Genomic DNA, 15,343 nt, shown 5'->3' with positions numbered 1-15,343 from the left:
AAGGAACCGCCATGAAAGCGCAAGACATCATTCCCGACGGACAGGACTTCACCGTCATCGACGGCCACACAGTGCGCAAGGGCTCGGTCGGCGCCTTCCTCGCCAATGCGCGCGTGCTCGAAGACCCGAACGCCACGGCCGACGAACGCCGCGTCGCCCGCGACGACCTCGCGGCGCTGATTCCCACGCTCGACGCGCTCGGCCTGTTCGACGTCTTCGAACTGCGCTCGCCTGCGCTGCGCGACGAGGTGGCCCGCCATCGCGTGACGCTCAGCCCTGCGCCTGCTGCTTCGCCGCGCGCGTGATCGACGCCAGCGTGCCGCGCGTAGTGATCACTTCGGGGTCGAGCGGGATCTCGATCAGCGTGCCGGTGTCGGCCGCCAGCGCGCGCAGCAGCGCGGCCTCGAACTGCGACGTCTCGGTGACGCGCTCGGCCGCGTAGCCGTAGGCGCGCGCCAGGGCGCAGAAGTCGGGGTTGCGCAGCGCGGTGCCGCTGGTGCGCTCGGGGTACTCGCGCTCCTGGTGCATGCGGATCGTGCCGAACATGCCGTTGTTGAGCAGCACGACGATGCTCTTGCCGCCGTGCTGCGAGGCCGTGGCCAGCTCCTGCCCGTTCATCAGGAAGTCGCCGTCGCCCGCGATGGTGAAGGCCACGCGCCCGGTGGCGATGCTCGCGGCAATGCCCGCCGGCACGCCGTAGCCCATCGCGCCGCTGGTGGGCGCCAGCTGCGTCTTGGCGCCCTTGGCGAGCCCGTGGTAGCGGAAGTAGCGGTGCACCCAGCTCGCGAAGTTGCCGGCGCCGTTGGTGATGGCCGCATCCGCCGGCAGGTGCTTCTGCAGCAGCGCCACCACGACCGCCATGTCGACCGCCCCGCGCGGCGTCTCGGCCGGCATGCCGGTGAGCGCCTGCGGCTGCAGCCAGGCTTCGTAGTCGGCGTGCAACTGCTGCGTCCAGGCTTCCCATGGCAGCGAGGGCGGCGCGCTCAGCACCTCGAGGCTGCGCGCCGCGGCGCTCATGCCGGCGTTGATCGCCAGGTCGGCCTGGTAGACGCGGTTCAGCTCCTCGGCGCTCGCATGGATGTGCACCAGCGTCTGCTTCGCCTTCGGCGCTTCGAGCAGCGTGTAGCCGCCGGTCGTCATCTCGCCCAGGCGCGGGCCGATGGCCAGGACCAGGTCGGCATCCTTCACGTGCTGCGCGAGCTTCGGGTTGATGGCGATGCCCACGTCGCCCGCGTACTGCGGGTGGTGGTTGTCGAAGGTGTCCTGGAAGCGGAAGGCGTTCGCCACCGGCAGGCGCCAGTTCTCGGCGAAGCGCTGCAGCGCCTGCGCGGCCTGCGGCGTCCAACCGCCGCCGCCGGCGATCAGTAGCGGGCGCTGCGACTTCAGCAGCAACTCGCGCAGCGTACGCAGCGCGCCCGGGTCGCTCCACGGCTGGACCGCCTCCACACGCGCCAGCGGGCGTGCCGCCGTCTCGGTGCGCAGCATGTCCTCGGGCAGCACCAGCACGACCGGGCCCGGCCGGCCGTTCATCGCGGTGGCGAAGGCGCGCGCGACGTACTCGGGAATGCGGTCGGCGTCGTCGATGCGCTCCACGCGCTTGGCGAAACCCTTGGTGCTCGGCCCGAAGAAGCTGGCGTAGTCCACTTCCTGGAAGGCCTCGCGGTCGCGGAAGTCGCTGCCGACGTCGCCCACCAACAGCACCATCGGCGTCGAATCCTGGAACGCGTTGTGCACGCCGATCGAGGCATTGGTCGCACCCGGCCCGCGCGTCACGAAGCACACGCCCGGGCGCCCCGTGAGCTTGCCGTGCGCCTCGGCCATGAAAGCCGCGCCGCCCTCCTGCCGGTTCACCACGAAACGCGCGCGGTCGCGGTAGGCATGGAAGCCGTCGAGCACCGCCAGGAAGCTCTCGCCCGGCACGCCGAAGGCGAGTTCCATGCCCTGTTCGACCAGGCACTCGACGATCAGGTGGCCCGCGGGTTGTGATGTACTCATGGAAAGTTCGAACCTCAGTTGCAAATGTCTCCGGCGATTATGTGTGCCTGCCTTCAACGCCTTGTCTTAATTCCCCAATTGGTTAAATTCGCGTCATGAAGGCCCCCAAGGACTCTTTGCCCGAAACGCTCGAGCCGCGCTCGCGCGACGCCGACCGCTCGCAGCTGGCCATCCTCGCGTCGGCGCGCGACGAGTTCGCCGCGCGCGGCCTGGCCGGTGCGCGCATGGACAGCATCGCCGAGCGCGCGGGCCTGAACAAGCGCCTCATCTACTACTACTTCGGCAGCAAGGACGACCTGTTCCTGGCCGTGCTGGAGCGCGTGTACGCCGACATCCGCGCCGCCGAGCAGCGCCTGCACCTGGACGAGATCGAGCCCGTCGAGGCGATCCGCCAGCTGGTGTCGTTCACCTGGCACTACTACCTGGAGCATCCCGAGTTCATCACGCTGCTCAATAGCGAGAACCTGCACGGCGCGGCGCACCTGAAGCGCTCCGAGCGCATCCAGGAGATGAACTCGCCGCTGGTGCAGCTGCTCGACACCGTGCTGGAGCGCGGCAAGAAGGACAACCTCTTTCGTGCCGGCGTCGACCCCGTGCAGCTGTACATCTCGATCGCCTCGCTGTGCTACTTCTACCTCTCGAACAACCACACGCTGTCGGCCATCTTCGGGCGTGACCTGCGTGCCCCCAAGGCGATGGCGCAACGCCTCTCGCACATGACCGACCTCGTGCTGGGCTACGTCCTGCACTGAGCCTTCGGGCGCTGCAGGCGCCCTTTTCCACGCCTCCGGGTTTTCACCAAGCAGCGTCGGTTGACGCTGCGGCGCAGCCATTCCTACAATTCACTAATTCACTCAATGGTGAATTGATGACTCAAGAACTGCGGCCCGACCGCGCGGAGACAACCTTGAAGCAACTTGCACGCACCACCCTCCTGGCCTCGCTGACCTGCCTGGCCGCCCTGCTGCCGGGCCTGGCGGCCGCGCAGAACGGCTACCCCACCAAGCCGATCCGCGTGATCGTTCCCTTCGCCGCCGGCAGCACGACGGACATCATTGCCCGCGCCATCGCCGACAAGATGGGCACCAGCATGGGCCAGGCACTGATCATCGAGAACCGCGGCGGCGCCAGCGGCACCATCGGCCAGCAGGCGGTGGCCACCGCCGCGCCCGACGGCTACACGGTGATGATCCATTCGTCGTCGCACACGGTGAGCCCGTCGACCTTCGCCAAGCTGCCCTTCGACACGGTGCACGACTTCGCGGGCGTCACGCCGATCTCGTCGCTGCCCAACGCACTGGTCATCTCGCCCAGCAAGAACATCAAGACCCTGCCGCAGCTGCTGGCCGCCGCGCGCGCCAAGCCCGGCAGCATGAACTTCGCCTCGGCCGGCCAGGGCAGCGCCACGCACCTGAACGCCGAGAAGTTCAAGATGGCCGCGAAGATCGATGCCACCAACATCCCCTTCAAGGGATCGGGCGAGGCCGTCACCGAAGTGCTCTCGGGCCGCGTCGACTACTACTTCTCGCCCATCGCGCCCGTCATCGGCCAGATCAAGGAAGGCCAGCTGCTCGCACTGGCCGTGGGCTCGCCCAAGCGCGCCGCCGCCCTGCCCGACGTGCCCACCACCACCGAGGCCGGCGTGCCCGGCTCCGAGTTCAACTTCTGGATCGGGATGATGGCGCCCGCCAAGACGCCGCGCGACGTCGTCAACCGCCTGCACGACGAAGTGGTCAAGGCCCTGGCCACGCCCGAGGTGAAGGAACGTTTCCTCAAGCTGGGCGCCGACGCCTGGACGCTCAAGCCCGAGCAGTTCGACGCCTACATCAAGGACGAGATCACCAGCAACGCGCAGCTCGTGAAGGCCGCCGGCCTCGCGGTCCAGCAGTAACAGCAGACACGCCGAGGTCTCGCGCCGCGTCGTGCACGCGGGGCAGCCCGGCCTGCCCCGGCGTTGCCACGCGCCACGCCGATCGAAGACCCTTTTTCTTTTCCCCTGCATCTCCCCAAGGAACCCACGATGGCCATCCAACGTCTCGGAATCATCATGCACGGCGTCACCGGACGCATGGGCATGAACCAGCACCTGATCCGCTCCATCTGCGCCATCCGCGCCCAGGGCGGCGTGACGCTGTCGAACGGCGACAAGGTCATGCCCGACCCGATCCTCATCGGCCGCAGCGCCGAGAAGATGGAAGCACTCGCCAAGGCCCACAACATCCCGCGCTGGGGCACCGACCTCGACCAGGCGCTCGCGAACAAGGACGACACCGTCTTCTTCGACGCCGGCACCACGCAGATGCGCCCCACGCTGCTGGCCAAGGCCATCCGCGCCGGCAAGCACGTGTACTGCGAGAAGCCGATCGCCACCAACCTCAACGAAGCCGTCGAGATCGCCCGCCTGGCCGACGAAGCCGGCAAGGCCACGGGCCTGAAGCACGGCGCCGTGCAGGACAAGCTCTTCCTGCCCGGCCTGCGCAAGCTCGACATGCTGCGCCGCGCGGGCTTCTTCGGCCGCATGCTCAGCGTGCGCCTGGAGTTCGGCTACTGGGTGTTCGAGGGCGACCTGCAGCCGATCCAGCGCCCGAGCTGGAACTACCGCAAGGAAGACGGCGGCGGCATGATCCTGGACATGATGTGCCACTGGCGCTACGTGCTGGACAACCTGTTCGGCGAGGTGAAGTCGGTGTCGTGCATCGGCGCCACGCACATCCCCACGCGCTGGGACGAAGCCGGCAAGCCCTACGAGGCCACCGCCGACGACGCGGCCTACGCCACCTGCGAACTCACGGGCCACAACGGCGAGCCGGTGATCGCCCAGCTCAACATGAGCTGGGCCACGCGCGTGCGCCGCGACGACCTCGTGACCTTCCACGTCGACGGCACCGACGGCTCGGCCGTGGCCGGCCTGTCGAGTTGCCGCGCCCAGTCGCGCGTGGCCACGCCGCGCCCGGTGTGGAACCCCGACGAGAAGCAGACGATGAACTTCTTCGACCAGTGGCAGGAAATTCCGGACTCGCAGGTCTACGACAACGGCTTCAAGATCCAGTGGGAGCACTTCATCCGCCACGTGGTGGAAGACGCGCCCTACAAGTGGACGCTGCCCGAAGGCGCCAAGGGCGTGCAGCTGGTCGAGGCCGCGCTCGCCTCGTGGCAGGAGCGCCGCTGGATCGACGTGCCCACGCTGAAGGTCTGAGGAAGAAGAAGACAAAGCCATGGCACTGTCGCTGACCCTCCCCACCGCGAGCGGCGCACTCGCGCCCTACGCCCTGCGCGGCACCGCGCCAGTGAAGCCCGATGCGGGCGTCAAGTTCAACCGCATCGCCTACTCGGCCGCCCACGTCGTGGCCGACCCGCTCGCCGCCATCGACCCGTGGCTGCAATGCGCGGTCGACTGGGACACCACCATCGCCTACCGCCGCCACCTGTTCTCGCTGGGCCTGGGCGTGGCCGAGGCGATGGACACCGCGCAGCGCGGCATGGGCCTCGATTGGCCCACGTCGCTCGAACTGATCCGCCGTTCGCTCGACGCCGCGAAGGACGTGCCGGGCGCACTCGTCGCCTCGGGCTGCGGCACCGACCACCTGAACATCGACGACGTGAAGAGCGTCGACGATGTGATCCGCGGCTACGAAGAACAGATGGCCGCCATCGAAGCGCTCGGCGGCAAGCTGATCGTGATGGCGAGCCGTGCGTTGGCCCGCGTGGCAAAAAGCCCCGCAGACTACGAGCGCGTGTACGACCGCATCCTGAGCCAGGCCAAGCAACCCGTGGTGCTGCACTGGCTGGGCGACATGTTCGACTCGGCGCTCGCAGGCTACTGGGGCACGAAGGATGTCGACGCAGCGATGGACACCGCCGTCGGCATCATCGCGGCGCACCCCGAAAAGGTCGATGGCATCAAGATCTCTCTGCTCGACAAGGACAAGGAAATCGCCATGCGCCGCCGCCTTCCGAAGGGCGTGCGCATGTACACGGGCGACGACTTCAACTATGCCGAGCTGATCGCCGGCGACGGCTTCGGCAGCGAGCCGACGCACGGCAAGAGCGATGCGCTGCTGGGCATCTTCGACGCCATCGCGCCCGCCGCGAGTGCCGCGCTGGGCGCACTGGCCCAGGGCAACACCGAGAAGTTCCACGCGATCCTCGGCCCCACGGTGCCGCTGTCGCGCCACATCTTCGCGGCGCCCACGCGCTTCTACAAGACGGGCGTGGTGTTCATGGCCTGGCTCAACGGCCACCAGAAGCACTTCACGATGGTGGGTGGCCAGCAGAGCACGCGCTCGCTGCAGCACTTCGCGGAACTCTTCCGTCTCGCGGATGCAGCCAACCTGCTGGAGCAACCGGAGCTCGCGGTGCGGCGCATGAAGACGCTGCTGGCGCTGCACGGCGTGGAAGGTTGATGGCGACCATGCGCGACTTTTCGCAGAACCACGACTGGCTGTCGATCAACACGGCGACCATCCGCAAGCAGTCGGGCGCCGAGGTGCCGCTGGACCGCCTCATCGACCAGTGCGCCGAACGCGGCATCCGCGCCATCAGCCCGTGGCGCGACCAGGTCGCGACCGTCGGTCTCGACAAAGTGGCCAGGCAGTTGAAGGCGCACGGCATCGGCCTCTCGGGCTACTGCCGGGGCGGCTTCTTTCCCGCGCCCGATGCGGCCGGCCTGAAGGCCGCACTCGACGACAACCGCCGCGCCATCGACGAGGCGAAGACGCTCGATGCGCCTTGCCTCGTGCTCGTGGTCGGCGCCCTGCCCGGCGCGCTCGATGGCAAGGCCGCATACAAGGACATCGCCCGCGCGCGCAGCGAGGTGCGCGACGGCATCGCTGCATCGCTCGACTACGCGCGCGAGGTCGGCATGCCACTGGCCATCGAACCCCTGCACCCGATGCAGGCGGCCGACCGCGCGTGCATCAACACGCTCGAGCATGCGCTCGACCTGTGCGACGAACTCGATGCGGGCAAGACCGGCATGCTCGGCGTGGCGCTCGACATCTATCACGTGTGGTGGGACCCGAAGCTGCAGCAACAGATCGCCCGCGCCGGCCGCGAGCGGCTGCTGGCGTACCACGTCTGCGACTGGCTCACGCCGACGCGCGACCTGCTCTCCGATCGCGGGATGATGGGTGACGGGGTCGTCGAGCTGAAGAAGATCCGCGGGTGGGTCGAGGACGCGGGGTTTGCCGGGTTCAGCGAGGTCGAGATCTTTTCGAACCTGGACTGGTGGCAGCGGCCTGGGGCGGAGACACTCGACGTTTGCATCGAGCGGCACAAGACTGCCGTCTGAGCGCTGCCGTTCAGGGCGCGTGCCCAGGCCACCGGGCACTTCCCTCCGCGAATGTCCCCCGGGGCTGCGCCCCTCCTCCTTGATTTCGCTGCGGGAAGCACCCAGTGTCCTGAGCACGAGGCACGCTGCGGGTGCGCGCCGATCAACACGTGCTCTGAACACGCTCACGTCGATGAGGTGCCTTGCGCAGCGAAATCAAGGAGGAGGCCGCAGGCCGGGGGACATTCGCGGAGCAAGGTACCTCGTCGGCGGGAGCGACGCCCTGAACAGCAACTCGCCACGAAGCGAAAAGTGGCCACCTGTGCTGCAATCCGCCCCATGGCTGACCCCACCCTCGACGACCTGCGCCGCTACGCCGTCGCGCGCACCCTCTTCACGCCGACGACGCTCCCTGCCGCCATCCGCAAGCTCGGCTTCGTGCAGGCCGACCCGATCCGTGCGCCGGCGCGGGCGCAGGACCTCACGCTGCGCCATCGCGTGAAGGACTACCGCGCAGGCGATCTCGAAAGCCGCTACGCGCGGCTCGCGATCGAGGAAGACTGCCTCGTCAACTACGGCTTCCTGCCGCGCGAACACCTGGCGCTGATGCATCCGCGCGAGGCCAAGAAAGCCTGGGACGCCGACACGCGCCGCAAGGCCGCCGACGTGCTGGCCTATGTGCGCGAGCACGGCCCGGTGCATCCGCGCCAGGTCGAGCAGCACTTCGCGCATGGCCGCATCCAGAACTACTGGGGCGGCTCCAGCAACGCGACCACGCACCTGCTCGACGGCATGCATTACCGCGGCCTGCTGCGCGTGGTGCGGCGCGACAGCGGCACGCGGGTGTACGAGGCGGTGAGCCACCCGCCCGCCGACGACAGCCCCGCCGGGCGCGCGCAGCGTGCGGCGGCGCTCATCGAACTGGTGTTGCGCAAGTACGCGCCACTGCCGGCCACGAGCCTGACCTACCTCGTGCGCCTGCTCGGCTACGGCGCGCCGCACCTGGCCGCGCAGACCCAGGCGGCGCTGCGGCTGGCGCGCGAGGAGTTGGCCAATTGCCGCATCGACGGCACCACCTGGTACTGGCCCGCCGACGAGAACCCCGTCTCGCGCCGTCATGCGCCCGACGACGCGGTGCGCCTGCTCGCGCCCTTCGACCCGGTGGTGTGGGACCGTCGCCGCTTCGAGCTGCTGTGGGGCTGGACGTACAAGTTCGAGGCCTACACGCCCGCGCCGAAACGGCAGTTCGGCTACTACGCGCTGCCGATGCTGTGGCACGACCGCGTGATCGGCTGGGCCAACGTGAGTGCGCCCGAAGGCCGCCTGCAGCCGGCCTTCGGTTATGCCGACGCGAAGAAGCCGCACGGCGCGGCCTTCCGCGCGGGCCTCGACGAAGAACTGCACCGCATGACGCAGTTCCTCGCAGGCCGCTGACGCCGCCTTTTATAATCGCCCGCCTCAGCCAGCCGCCCGCGCCCGCCGCGAGCCCGCCAGCCGTCTTCGAAGGAACGAAGACGCAGCAGCCCGAGCGACGACACATCCCGTCGTCGCCCCCGGCCACTGCCCCCACGACGCCGTAGACACACAACACCAGCCGGATGCGCTTTCCTTTCGGAATGCGCCACGGCACGCGCTCGTTCGTTTCCGTTTTTTTCGATCGCACCCGAGAAGCCATGGCGCGCCTGACCGCGCCGCAGCCACTCCCCCGCCCTAGACACACCTGACGCAGGACACAGGAGAAGCTGCACATGACATCCAAGAATCGTCGCCCCGGAACGCCGCGCACGCGGCGGGGCTATGCCACGCTCGCGGTCACCGCCGTGGCGCTTGCCGCCAGCGCACATGCCCACGCGCAAGAAACCGCCGCTGCCGAAACGCGGCAGGCCCTGCCCACCGTCACCGTCTCGGGCGATGCGGGTGAAACCGCCACCGGCCCCGTGACGGGCTTCGTCGCCAGGCGCGGCAGCACCGCCACCAAGACCGATACGCCGCTGATCGAGACGCCGCAGGCCATCTCGGTCGTCACGCGTGACCAGATCGAAGCCCAGGGCGCGCTCACCCTGCGCGAGACCACCAACTACACGGCCGGCGTGGTGTCGAGCTACTTCGACAGCCGCGTGGATTCGTTCAAGGCCCGCGGTGGCGACGCGGTGCAGTACCTCGACGGCCTGCAACGCACCTACGGCACCTACAACGCCAGCCGGCCCGACCCGTACATGCTGGAGCGCGTGGAACTGCTGCGCGGCCCTTCGTCGGTGCTGTACGGCCAGGGCGGCATCGGCGGCGTGCTCAACCTCGTGTCGAAGCGCCCGCAGGCCGAGACGCAGCGCGAAGTGCAACTGCAGCTGGGCAACAACGCGCGCAAGCAGATCGCCGCCGACTTCACCGGCTCGCTCGATCCCGAGAGCAAGTGGATGTACCGCCTCGTGGCCGTGAACCGCAACAGCGGCACGCAGGTCGATCACGTGTCGGACGACCGCATCGCGATCGCGCCCTCGCTCACCTGGCGCCCGAACGCCGACACCTCGCTCACGCTGCAGGCGTCCTACCAGAAGGACAAGAGCGGCTCGCTGATCGGCTTCTTCCCGTGGCAAGGCACGCTGCTGCCCTCGCTGTACGGCCGCATCCCGACCTCGACCTTTACCGGCGAGCCGGGCTTCGACCGCTTCGACACGCGCAGCACCTCGCTGGGCTACCTGTTCAGCCACCGCCTCAACGACACCTGGACGGTGCGCCAGAACCTGCGCTCAACGGAGAGCAAGGTCTGGTACAACACCTCGTACACCAGCTTCACGGCCAACCGCCTCACAGGCCGTCCGGCGCGCCCGGTGTTCAACGCCGACCAGCGCACCATCGAGCGCGACCTGAGCAGCGACATCAACGGCGGCAAGATGCTGCTGCTCGACAACCAGGCCGAGGCGCACTTCAAGACCGGCGAGGTCGAGCACACGCTGCTGCTGGGCGCCGACTTCCAGCGCAACACCACCTCCAAGCTCTCGGGCCGTGGCCGTGCGGGCGCGCTCGACGTGTACGCGCCGGTGTACGGCAACTACACGGCGCCTACCAGCTTCACGCGCGCACCCGAGGTGGTGCAGAAGCAGGCGGGCCTGTACGTGCAGGACCAGGTCAAGTACGGCCGCTGGATCGGCCTGCTGGGCCTGCGCCACGACAAGGCCACCACCGACACCGAAGGCCGCCCCGCCGCGGCGGCCGACGACAAGGCCACCACCAAGCGCGCCGGCCTGGTCTACCTGGCCGATGGCGGCTGGGCGCCGTACCTGAGCTATGCCGAATCGTTCCTGCCGCTGGGCGGCGTCGACACGTCGAACAACCCCTTCAAGCCGCAGCGCGGCAAGCAGTGGGAAGCCGGCGTGAAGTGGGAACCTGCGGGCCAGCGCACCTCGTTCATGGCGGCGGTGTACGACCTGCGCGACACCAACCGCAAGACCCCCGACCCGACCAACCCGCTCAACAGCGTGCAGCTCGGCGAAGTGCACGTGAAGGGCCTGGAGCTGGAGTACAAGGGCAGCATCGCGCGCGACTGGGACTGGATCGCCTCGTACGCCTACACCGACGCGCGCGTGTCGAAGAGCAACGGCTCCGACCTGGGCAAGCGCATCTCGGGCGTGCCCAAACACACGGCCTCGGCCTGGGTGACCAAGCGCTTCTCGATCGGCGGCCTGCACGGCTTCTCGGCCGGCGGCGGCGTGCGCTACCTGGGCAAGTCGTACGACGGCATGGACAGCAACCCCGCGCCCGCGGTCACGCTGTTCGACGCGATGTTCGCGTGGGACAACGGCCCGCTGCGCCTGGCGCTCAACGTGGCCAACCTGACCGACAAGGTGCAAATCACCACCTGCCTGGCGCGCGGCGACTGCTTCTACGGCCAGCGCCGTACCCTGACCGCGAGCGCGACGTACCGCTTCTGAAGCAAATCCCCGCGCGCTCGAAGGTCTGGCGCGCGGGCGACAACCGGCCCGGCGGCGTGCTTCTAGAATCGCGCCGTCGTCCGGTTCGCCGGACGGCAAGCGTTCTCAGGGCGGGGTGCAATTCCCCACCGGCGGTGATGGCAACGAAAGTTGCACAAGCCCGCGAGCGCCTCGGACCTGCCACAGGTTCGAGGGTCAGCAGATTTCGGTGCGATTCCGAAGCCGACGGTCACAGTCCGGATGAAAGAGAGCGCGAAATGCGGGCATGCCCGCGCGCCTTGCTTTGCTCTTTTTGGGCACACCGGCGCGCGAGCGGGCCTGTGGTTTCGTGCGCCCTGATTCAGGAAACCTGCTTTCAAGAGGCACACCATGAGTCAGATCAACGACCTTCCCCTTTCTGCCGTCACCGCGTCGGGTTCGCCGCGCGGCCAGCGCATCGCATTCGTCGAGGCGCAATGGCATTCCGACATCGTCCACCAGGCACGCGACGCCTTTCTCGAAGAGATGCAGCGCCTGGGCGTGGCACGCGAGCTCATCGACATCTTCGATGTGCCCGGCGCCTTCGAGATTCCGTTGCACGCCAAGCGCCTGGCCAACTCGGGCAAGTACGCGGCCATCATCGGCTGCGCGCTGGTGGTGGACGGCGGCATCTACCGCCACGAGTTCGTCGCCAACACCGTCGTCAGCACGCTGATGTCGCTGCAGCTGGAGACCGACGTGCCGATCTTCTCGGCCGTGCTCACGCCGCACCACTTCCACGAGCACGTGGAGCACCGCAAGTACTTCCACCGCCACTTCGCGGTCAAGGGCACGGAAGTGGCCGAGGCCTGCTTCAAGACGCTCGAGGCGCTGGACAAGATCGACGCGCTGCTGGCCGCCTGAGCGGGTTGGCAAGAGGCGCACGCCTGCAGTAACCTGCGCGGATGGCCTCTCCATCCGCCCCGGCGGTCGCAGCAGCAGCCGCCGACCGCTACACCCTCTATGGGGCGCCCGGCTCGGGCGCCACGCCCATCCACGCCGCGCTGACGCTGATCGGCGCGCAGGTCGACACGGTCGACATCGCCCCCTGGGAGGGCGAGTCCGAACGCGAGCGGCTGACCGGCGTCAACCCGATGCAGCAGGTGCCCGCGCTCGTGCTGCCTTCGGGCGAAGTCATGACCGAGAGCGCCGCCATCCTCATCTGGCTGGGCGACCGCTACCCCGAGGCCGGGCTCTGCCCCGCGCCCGGCGATCCGCGCCGCGCGCAGTACCTGCGCTGGATGGTCTACCTGCCGGCCTCGATCTATTCGATGTTCTGGGTGCGCGACGAGCCGTCGCGCCTCGCGGCCGATGCCGCCGCGCAGGCCGTGGTGCTCGAGCGCACGGCCGCGCGCATCGCGCACTGCTGGCACCTCATGGACACGCAGATCGACGAACCGTCGCCCTACCTGCTCGGCGACAAGCTCAGCATGCTCGACCTGTACGTGACCGTGGTGTCGCGCTGGACGCCGACCCGCCGGCGCTTCTACCGCGTGGCGCCGCGCATGGCGCGCGTGGTGCGGCGCGTGGACGCCGACCCGCGACTGGCGGCGTTCTGGGCGGCGCGCTTTCCGTTCTCGATGGATGCGGACGAAGAGACAAGCTGAGGCCCATTCTTCTCTTCTCATAATCGACGCCATGACCGCACGCACACCGACCACCGCCTACCCGATGACGATTTATCATAAGCCCAACTGCAGCACGTCGCGCAACGTGCTGGGCTTGATCCGCGAAAGCGGCGTGGAGCCCGAGATCGTCCTGTACCTGGAAACGCCGCCCTCGAAGAAGAAGCTGCGCGAACTGGCGAAGGCCATGGGCCTGACGGCGCGCGACCTGCTGCGCACCAAGGAAGCACCCTACGAAGAACTGAAGCTGGCGGACGAGAAACTGACCGACGACCAGCTGTTCGACGCGATCGTGGAGAACCCGATCCTGCTGCAGCGCCCGATCGTGGTGTCGCCGCGCGGCACGCTCATGAGCCGGCCGTGGGAGCGCGTGCGCGAGATCCTTCCCGCTTAAGTCGGTTGATCTTCGGACTGCTGCGCCAGCCCCCACGCGACATGCTCGCGCACCAGCTCGCTCGGATGCTCGGCGCGCGTGGCCAGCGCGTCCTTCGCGCCGCCCTCGCCTGATCGCACCGCATTGCCCAGCGCCACCGCGATGTTGCGCAGCCAGCGCTCGTGGCCGATGCGGCGGATCGGGCTGCCTTCGGTGCGGCGCAGGAAGTCTTCCTCGCTCCACGCGAACAGCTCGGCCAGCGTGCGGCCCGTGAGCCCCTCGCGCGCGTCGAAGTCGGGCAGCGTGCTCTTCTTCGCGAACTTGTTCCAGGGGCAGATCAGCTGGCAGTCGTCGCAGCCGTAGATGCGGTTGGCCATCAGCGGGCGCAGTTCCACCGGAATGGCGCCGGCGTGCTCGATGGTCAGGTACGAGATGCAGCGGCGCGCATCGAGCCGCTGCGGCGCGACGATGGCGCGCGTCGGGCACACGTCGATGCAGGCGCTGCAGCTGCCGCAGTGCGCGCTGACGGGTTCGCTCGGCGGCAGCGCCATGTCGACGTAGATTTCGCCCAGGAAGAACATCGAGCCCGCGTCGCGGTCGAGCACCAGCGTGTGCTTGCCGCGCCAGCCCTGGCCGCTGCGCGAGGCGAGCTCGGCCTCGAGCACCGGCGCCGAATCGGTGAAGGCGCGGTGGCCGAAGGGGCCGACCTCTTCGGCGATCTTCTCGGCGAGTTTGGCGAGGCGGTTGCGCAGCACCTTGTGATAGTCGCGGCCCCGCGCATAGACCGATACGATGGCCTCGCCGGGCCGCGTGAGGCGGTCGAACTCGACGGTCTGCCAGTCGCCCGGTGTGGCGCGCGGCAGGTAATCCATGCGCGCGGTGATCACGCTCACCGTGCCCGGCACCAGCTCCGCGGGCCGCGCGCGGCGCGTGCCGTGCGTTGCCATGTATTGCATTTCTCCATGGAACCCATGGGCCAGCCATTGCATCAGACCGTCTTCGGCGCTCGACAGATCGACGCCCGCGATTCCGATTTGGGAGAATCCGAGTTCCCGGGCCAAGGCCTGAATACGAGCAACGAGTGGATGGCTGACGATCACTTGCCGATTGTAGAAACGCGCACCCTGCGCTGGCAGGGCGAAGACGACACCGACGCGCTGGCGCGCGCGCTCGCCGCATCGCCCGCGTTGCGCGACGCTTTCATCGCGCTGCAGGGCGACCTAGGCGCCGGCAAGACCACCTTCGTGCGTCACCTGCTGCGCGCGCTCGGCATCACCGGGCGCATCAAGAGCCCCACCTACGCGGTGGTCGAGCCGCACGAGGCGCCCGACGGGCTGGCCATCTACCACTTCGACTTCTACCGTTTCGCCGACCCGCGCGAATGGGACGACGCGGGCTTCCGCGACATCTTCGCGGGCCCGGGCCTCAAGCTGGCCGAGTGGCCGGAAAACGCCGCGGGGCGCACCCCACCTGCCGACCTAGCTATTAAAATAGAAGCAATGACCGACGACACCCGCAGCGTGACCCTCCTGGCGAACACCCCTCGCGGCAGCGATCTGCTGGCGTGCCTGGCCGCATGAAGGCGACCGGCCTGAAACGGCGCGTGCTGCTGCAAGGCGGCAGCATCGCGCTGATGCTGGGCGTGCACCAGATCGCGCGCGGCGCCAGCATCCTCGCCGTGCGCGTGTGGCCCGCCGCCGACTACACCCGCGTGACCATCGAATCCGACGCCCGCCTCAACTCGCAGCAGTTGGTGGTCGGCAGCCCGCCCCGGCTGGCCGTGGACATCGAGGGCATCGACCTGAACACCGAGCTGCGCGACCTGGTCGGTAAGATCAAGCCGGGCGACCCGTACATCAACGGCCTGCGCATCGGGCAGAACGCACCGAAGGTGGTGCGCATCGTGTTCGACCTGAAGCAGACCGTGCGCCCGCAGGTGTTCTCGCTGGCACCCGTGGCCGCCTACAAGCACCGGCTGGTGCTCGACCTGTACCCCGAGCAGGCCATCGACCCGATGGAAGCGCTGATCGCCGAGCGGCTGCGCGATGCGCCCAAGAACGGCAGCAGCACCGCCACCGCCCCGAGCAACGGCCCTGTCGTCGCCACCGCCCCGCCCGCCGCACCGTCGCCGGCC

The 15,343-nt window shown here is 68.6% G+C and carries 15 protein-coding genes and 1 riboswitch; of the genes, 13 read left to right on the top strand and 2 right to left on the bottom strand.

Annotation, left to right across the window (positions count from 1 at the left end; all coding sequences use genetic code 11):
- Positions 1 to 11: 11 nt before the first annotated feature.
- On the top strand, positions 12 to 305 hold the full coding sequence (locus tag AC07YS_RS28200) for a hypothetical protein (RefSeq protein ID WP_062473468.1): 294 nt from the start codon (positions 12 to 14) through the stop codon (positions 303 to 305).
- Here AC07YS_RS28200 and AC07YS_RS28195 read toward each other — a convergent pair.
- The gene (locus AC07YS_RS28195; RefSeq protein WP_495269653.1) at positions 271 to 1,995 is read right to left on the bottom strand and encodes a thiamine pyrophosphate-binding protein; all 1,725 of its coding nucleotides are present in this window, start codon (positions 1,993 to 1,995) and stop codon (positions 271 to 273) included. The two genes, AC07YS_RS28200 and AC07YS_RS28195, sit on opposite strands and share 35 nt — an antisense overlap.
- A gap of 95 nt (positions 1,996 to 2,090) precedes the next feature.
- Between AC07YS_RS28195 and AC07YS_RS28190 the strand changes: the two genes are divergently transcribed.
- From AC07YS_RS28190 to arsC, 10 genes are all read left to right on the top strand, one after another.
- A complete protein-coding gene (locus tag AC07YS_RS28190; RefSeq protein WP_070061270.1) occupies positions 2,091 to 2,747 on the top strand; it encodes a TetR/AcrR family transcriptional regulator in 657 nt (218 codons plus the stop codon).
- 155 nt (positions 2,748 to 2,902) lie between these two features.
- Positions 2,903 to 3,886, top strand: a complete 984-nt coding sequence (locus tag AC07YS_RS28185) for a tripartite tricarboxylate transporter substrate binding protein (RefSeq protein WP_139706941.1) — start codon at positions 2,903 to 2,905, stop codon at positions 3,884 to 3,886.
- 129 nt (positions 3,887 to 4,015) lie between these two features.
- On the top strand, positions 4,016 to 5,191 hold the full coding sequence (locus AC07YS_RS28180) for a Gfo/Idh/MocA family protein (RefSeq protein WP_495269654.1): 1,176 nt from the start codon (positions 4,016 to 4,018) through the stop codon (positions 5,189 to 5,191).
- Positions 5,192 to 5,210: 19 nt separating this feature from the next.
- Positions 5,211 to 6,398 carry a dihydrodipicolinate synthase family protein gene (locus AC07YS_RS28175; RefSeq protein WP_495269655.1) on the top strand — a complete coding sequence of 396 codons (1,188 nt, stop codon included), beginning with the start codon at positions 5,211 to 5,213 and terminating at the stop codon, positions 6,396 to 6,398.
- 8 nt (positions 6,399 to 6,406) lie between these two features.
- Positions 6,407 to 7,285: a sugar phosphate isomerase/epimerase family protein gene (locus AC07YS_RS28170; RefSeq protein ID WP_495269656.1), complete on the top strand. Its 879-nt coding sequence runs from the start codon at positions 6,407 to 6,409 to the stop codon at positions 7,283 to 7,285.
- Between the two features lie 318 nt (positions 7,286 to 7,603).
- Positions 7,604 to 8,698: a DNA glycosylase AlkZ-like family protein gene (locus AC07YS_RS28165; RefSeq protein ID WP_495269657.1), complete on the top strand. Its 1,095-nt coding sequence runs from the start codon at positions 7,604 to 7,606 to the stop codon at positions 8,696 to 8,698.
- 314 nt (positions 8,699 to 9,012) lie between these two features.
- Positions 9,013 to 11,193: a TonB-dependent siderophore receptor gene (locus tag AC07YS_RS28160; protein WP_495269658.1), complete on the top strand. Its 2,181-nt coding sequence runs from the start codon at positions 9,013 to 9,015 to the stop codon at positions 11,191 to 11,193.
- Between the two features lie 97 nt (positions 11,194 to 11,290).
- Positions 11,291 to 11,449: riboswitch (FMN riboswitch) on the top strand.
- Positions 11,450 to 11,562: 113 nt separating this feature from the next.
- Positions 11,563 to 12,075 (top strand): 6,7-dimethyl-8-ribityllumazine synthase, encoded by a 513-nt coding sequence (locus AC07YS_RS28155; protein WP_495269659.1) that lies wholly within the window; start codon positions 11,563 to 11,565, stop codon positions 12,073 to 12,075.
- A 41-nt stretch (positions 12,076 to 12,116) separates the two neighbouring features.
- Positions 12,117 to 12,818: a glutathione S-transferase family protein gene (locus tag AC07YS_RS28150; protein WP_062473484.1), complete on the top strand. Its 702-nt coding sequence runs from the start codon at positions 12,117 to 12,119 to the stop codon at positions 12,816 to 12,818.
- A gap of 31 nt (positions 12,819 to 12,849) precedes the next feature.
- Complete coding sequence (gene arsC, locus AC07YS_RS28145; RefSeq protein WP_495269660.1) at positions 12,850 to 13,230, top strand: arsenate reductase (glutaredoxin); 381 nt, start codon at positions 12,850 to 12,852, stop codon at positions 13,228 to 13,230.
- Here the strand turns inward: arsC and queG are convergent.
- Complete coding sequence (gene queG, locus AC07YS_RS28140) at positions 13,227 to 14,309, bottom strand: tRNA epoxyqueuosine(34) reductase QueG (protein ID WP_495269661.1); 1,083 nt, start codon at positions 14,307 to 14,309, stop codon at positions 13,227 to 13,229. The two genes, arsC and queG, sit on opposite strands and share 4 nt — an antisense overlap.
- On the opposite strand from queG, the gene tsaE reads away from it, so the two are divergent.
- Both tsaE and AC07YS_RS28130 read left to right on the top strand, forming a co-directional pair.
- On the top strand, positions 14,295 to 14,789 hold the full coding sequence (gene tsaE / locus AC07YS_RS28135) for a tRNA (adenosine(37)-N6)-threonylcarbamoyltransferase complex ATPase subunit type 1 TsaE (protein ID WP_056579690.1): 495 nt from the start codon (positions 14,295 to 14,297) through the stop codon (positions 14,787 to 14,789). The two genes, queG and tsaE, sit on opposite strands and share 15 nt — an antisense overlap.
- A partial coding sequence (locus tag AC07YS_RS28130) for an AMIN domain-containing protein (RefSeq protein WP_495275745.1) occupies positions 14,786 to 15,343 on the top strand: 558 nt, incomplete at its 3' end. The genes tsaE and AC07YS_RS28130, both read left to right, overlap by 4 nt.

The sequence above is a fragment of the Variovorax sp. GW458-11-26-14-LB1 genome (assembly GCF_059423965.1).
The sequence above is the reverse complement of the archived record's forward strand: the minus strand, read 5'-3'. Positions and strand labels throughout refer to the sequence as shown.

Coding starts and splice junctions, on each gene's coding strand:
- AC07YS_RS28190 (WP_070061270.1), top strand. CDS start 2,091: ATGAAGGCCCCCAAGGACTCTTTGCCCGAAACGCTCGAGCCGCGCTCG.
- AC07YS_RS28170 (WP_495269656.1), top strand. CDS start 6,407: ATGCGCGACTTTTCGCAGAACCACGACTGGCTGTCGATCAACACGGCG.
- AC07YS_RS28195 (WP_495269653.1), bottom strand. CDS start 1,995: ATGAGTACATCACAACCCGCGGGCCACCTGATCGTCGAGTGCCTGGTC.
- AC07YS_RS28155 (WP_495269659.1), top strand. CDS start 11,563: ATGAGTCAGATCAACGACCTTCCCCTTTCTGCCGTCACCGCGTCGGGT.
- AC07YS_RS28200 (WP_062473468.1), top strand. CDS start 12: ATGAAAGCGCAAGACATCATTCCCGACGGACAGGACTTCACCGTCATC.
- AC07YS_RS28150 (WP_062473484.1), top strand. CDS start 12,117: ATGGCCTCTCCATCCGCCCCGGCGGTCGCAGCAGCAGCCGCCGACCGC.
- AC07YS_RS28160 (WP_495269658.1), top strand. CDS start 9,013: ATGACATCCAAGAATCGTCGCCCCGGAACGCCGCGCACGCGGCGGGGC.
- arsC (WP_495269660.1), top strand. CDS start 12,850: ATGACCGCACGCACACCGACCACCGCCTACCCGATGACGATTTATCAT.
- tsaE (WP_056579690.1), top strand. CDS start 14,295: ATGGCTGACGATCACTTGCCGATTGTAGAAACGCGCACCCTGCGCTGG.
- AC07YS_RS28165 (WP_495269657.1), top strand. CDS start 7,604: ATGGCTGACCCCACCCTCGACGACCTGCGCCGCTACGCCGTCGCGCGC.
- AC07YS_RS28180 (WP_495269654.1), top strand. CDS start 4,016: ATGGCCATCCAACGTCTCGGAATCATCATGCACGGCGTCACCGGACGC.
- AC07YS_RS28175 (WP_495269655.1), top strand. CDS start 5,211: ATGGCACTGTCGCTGACCCTCCCCACCGCGAGCGGCGCACTCGCGCCC.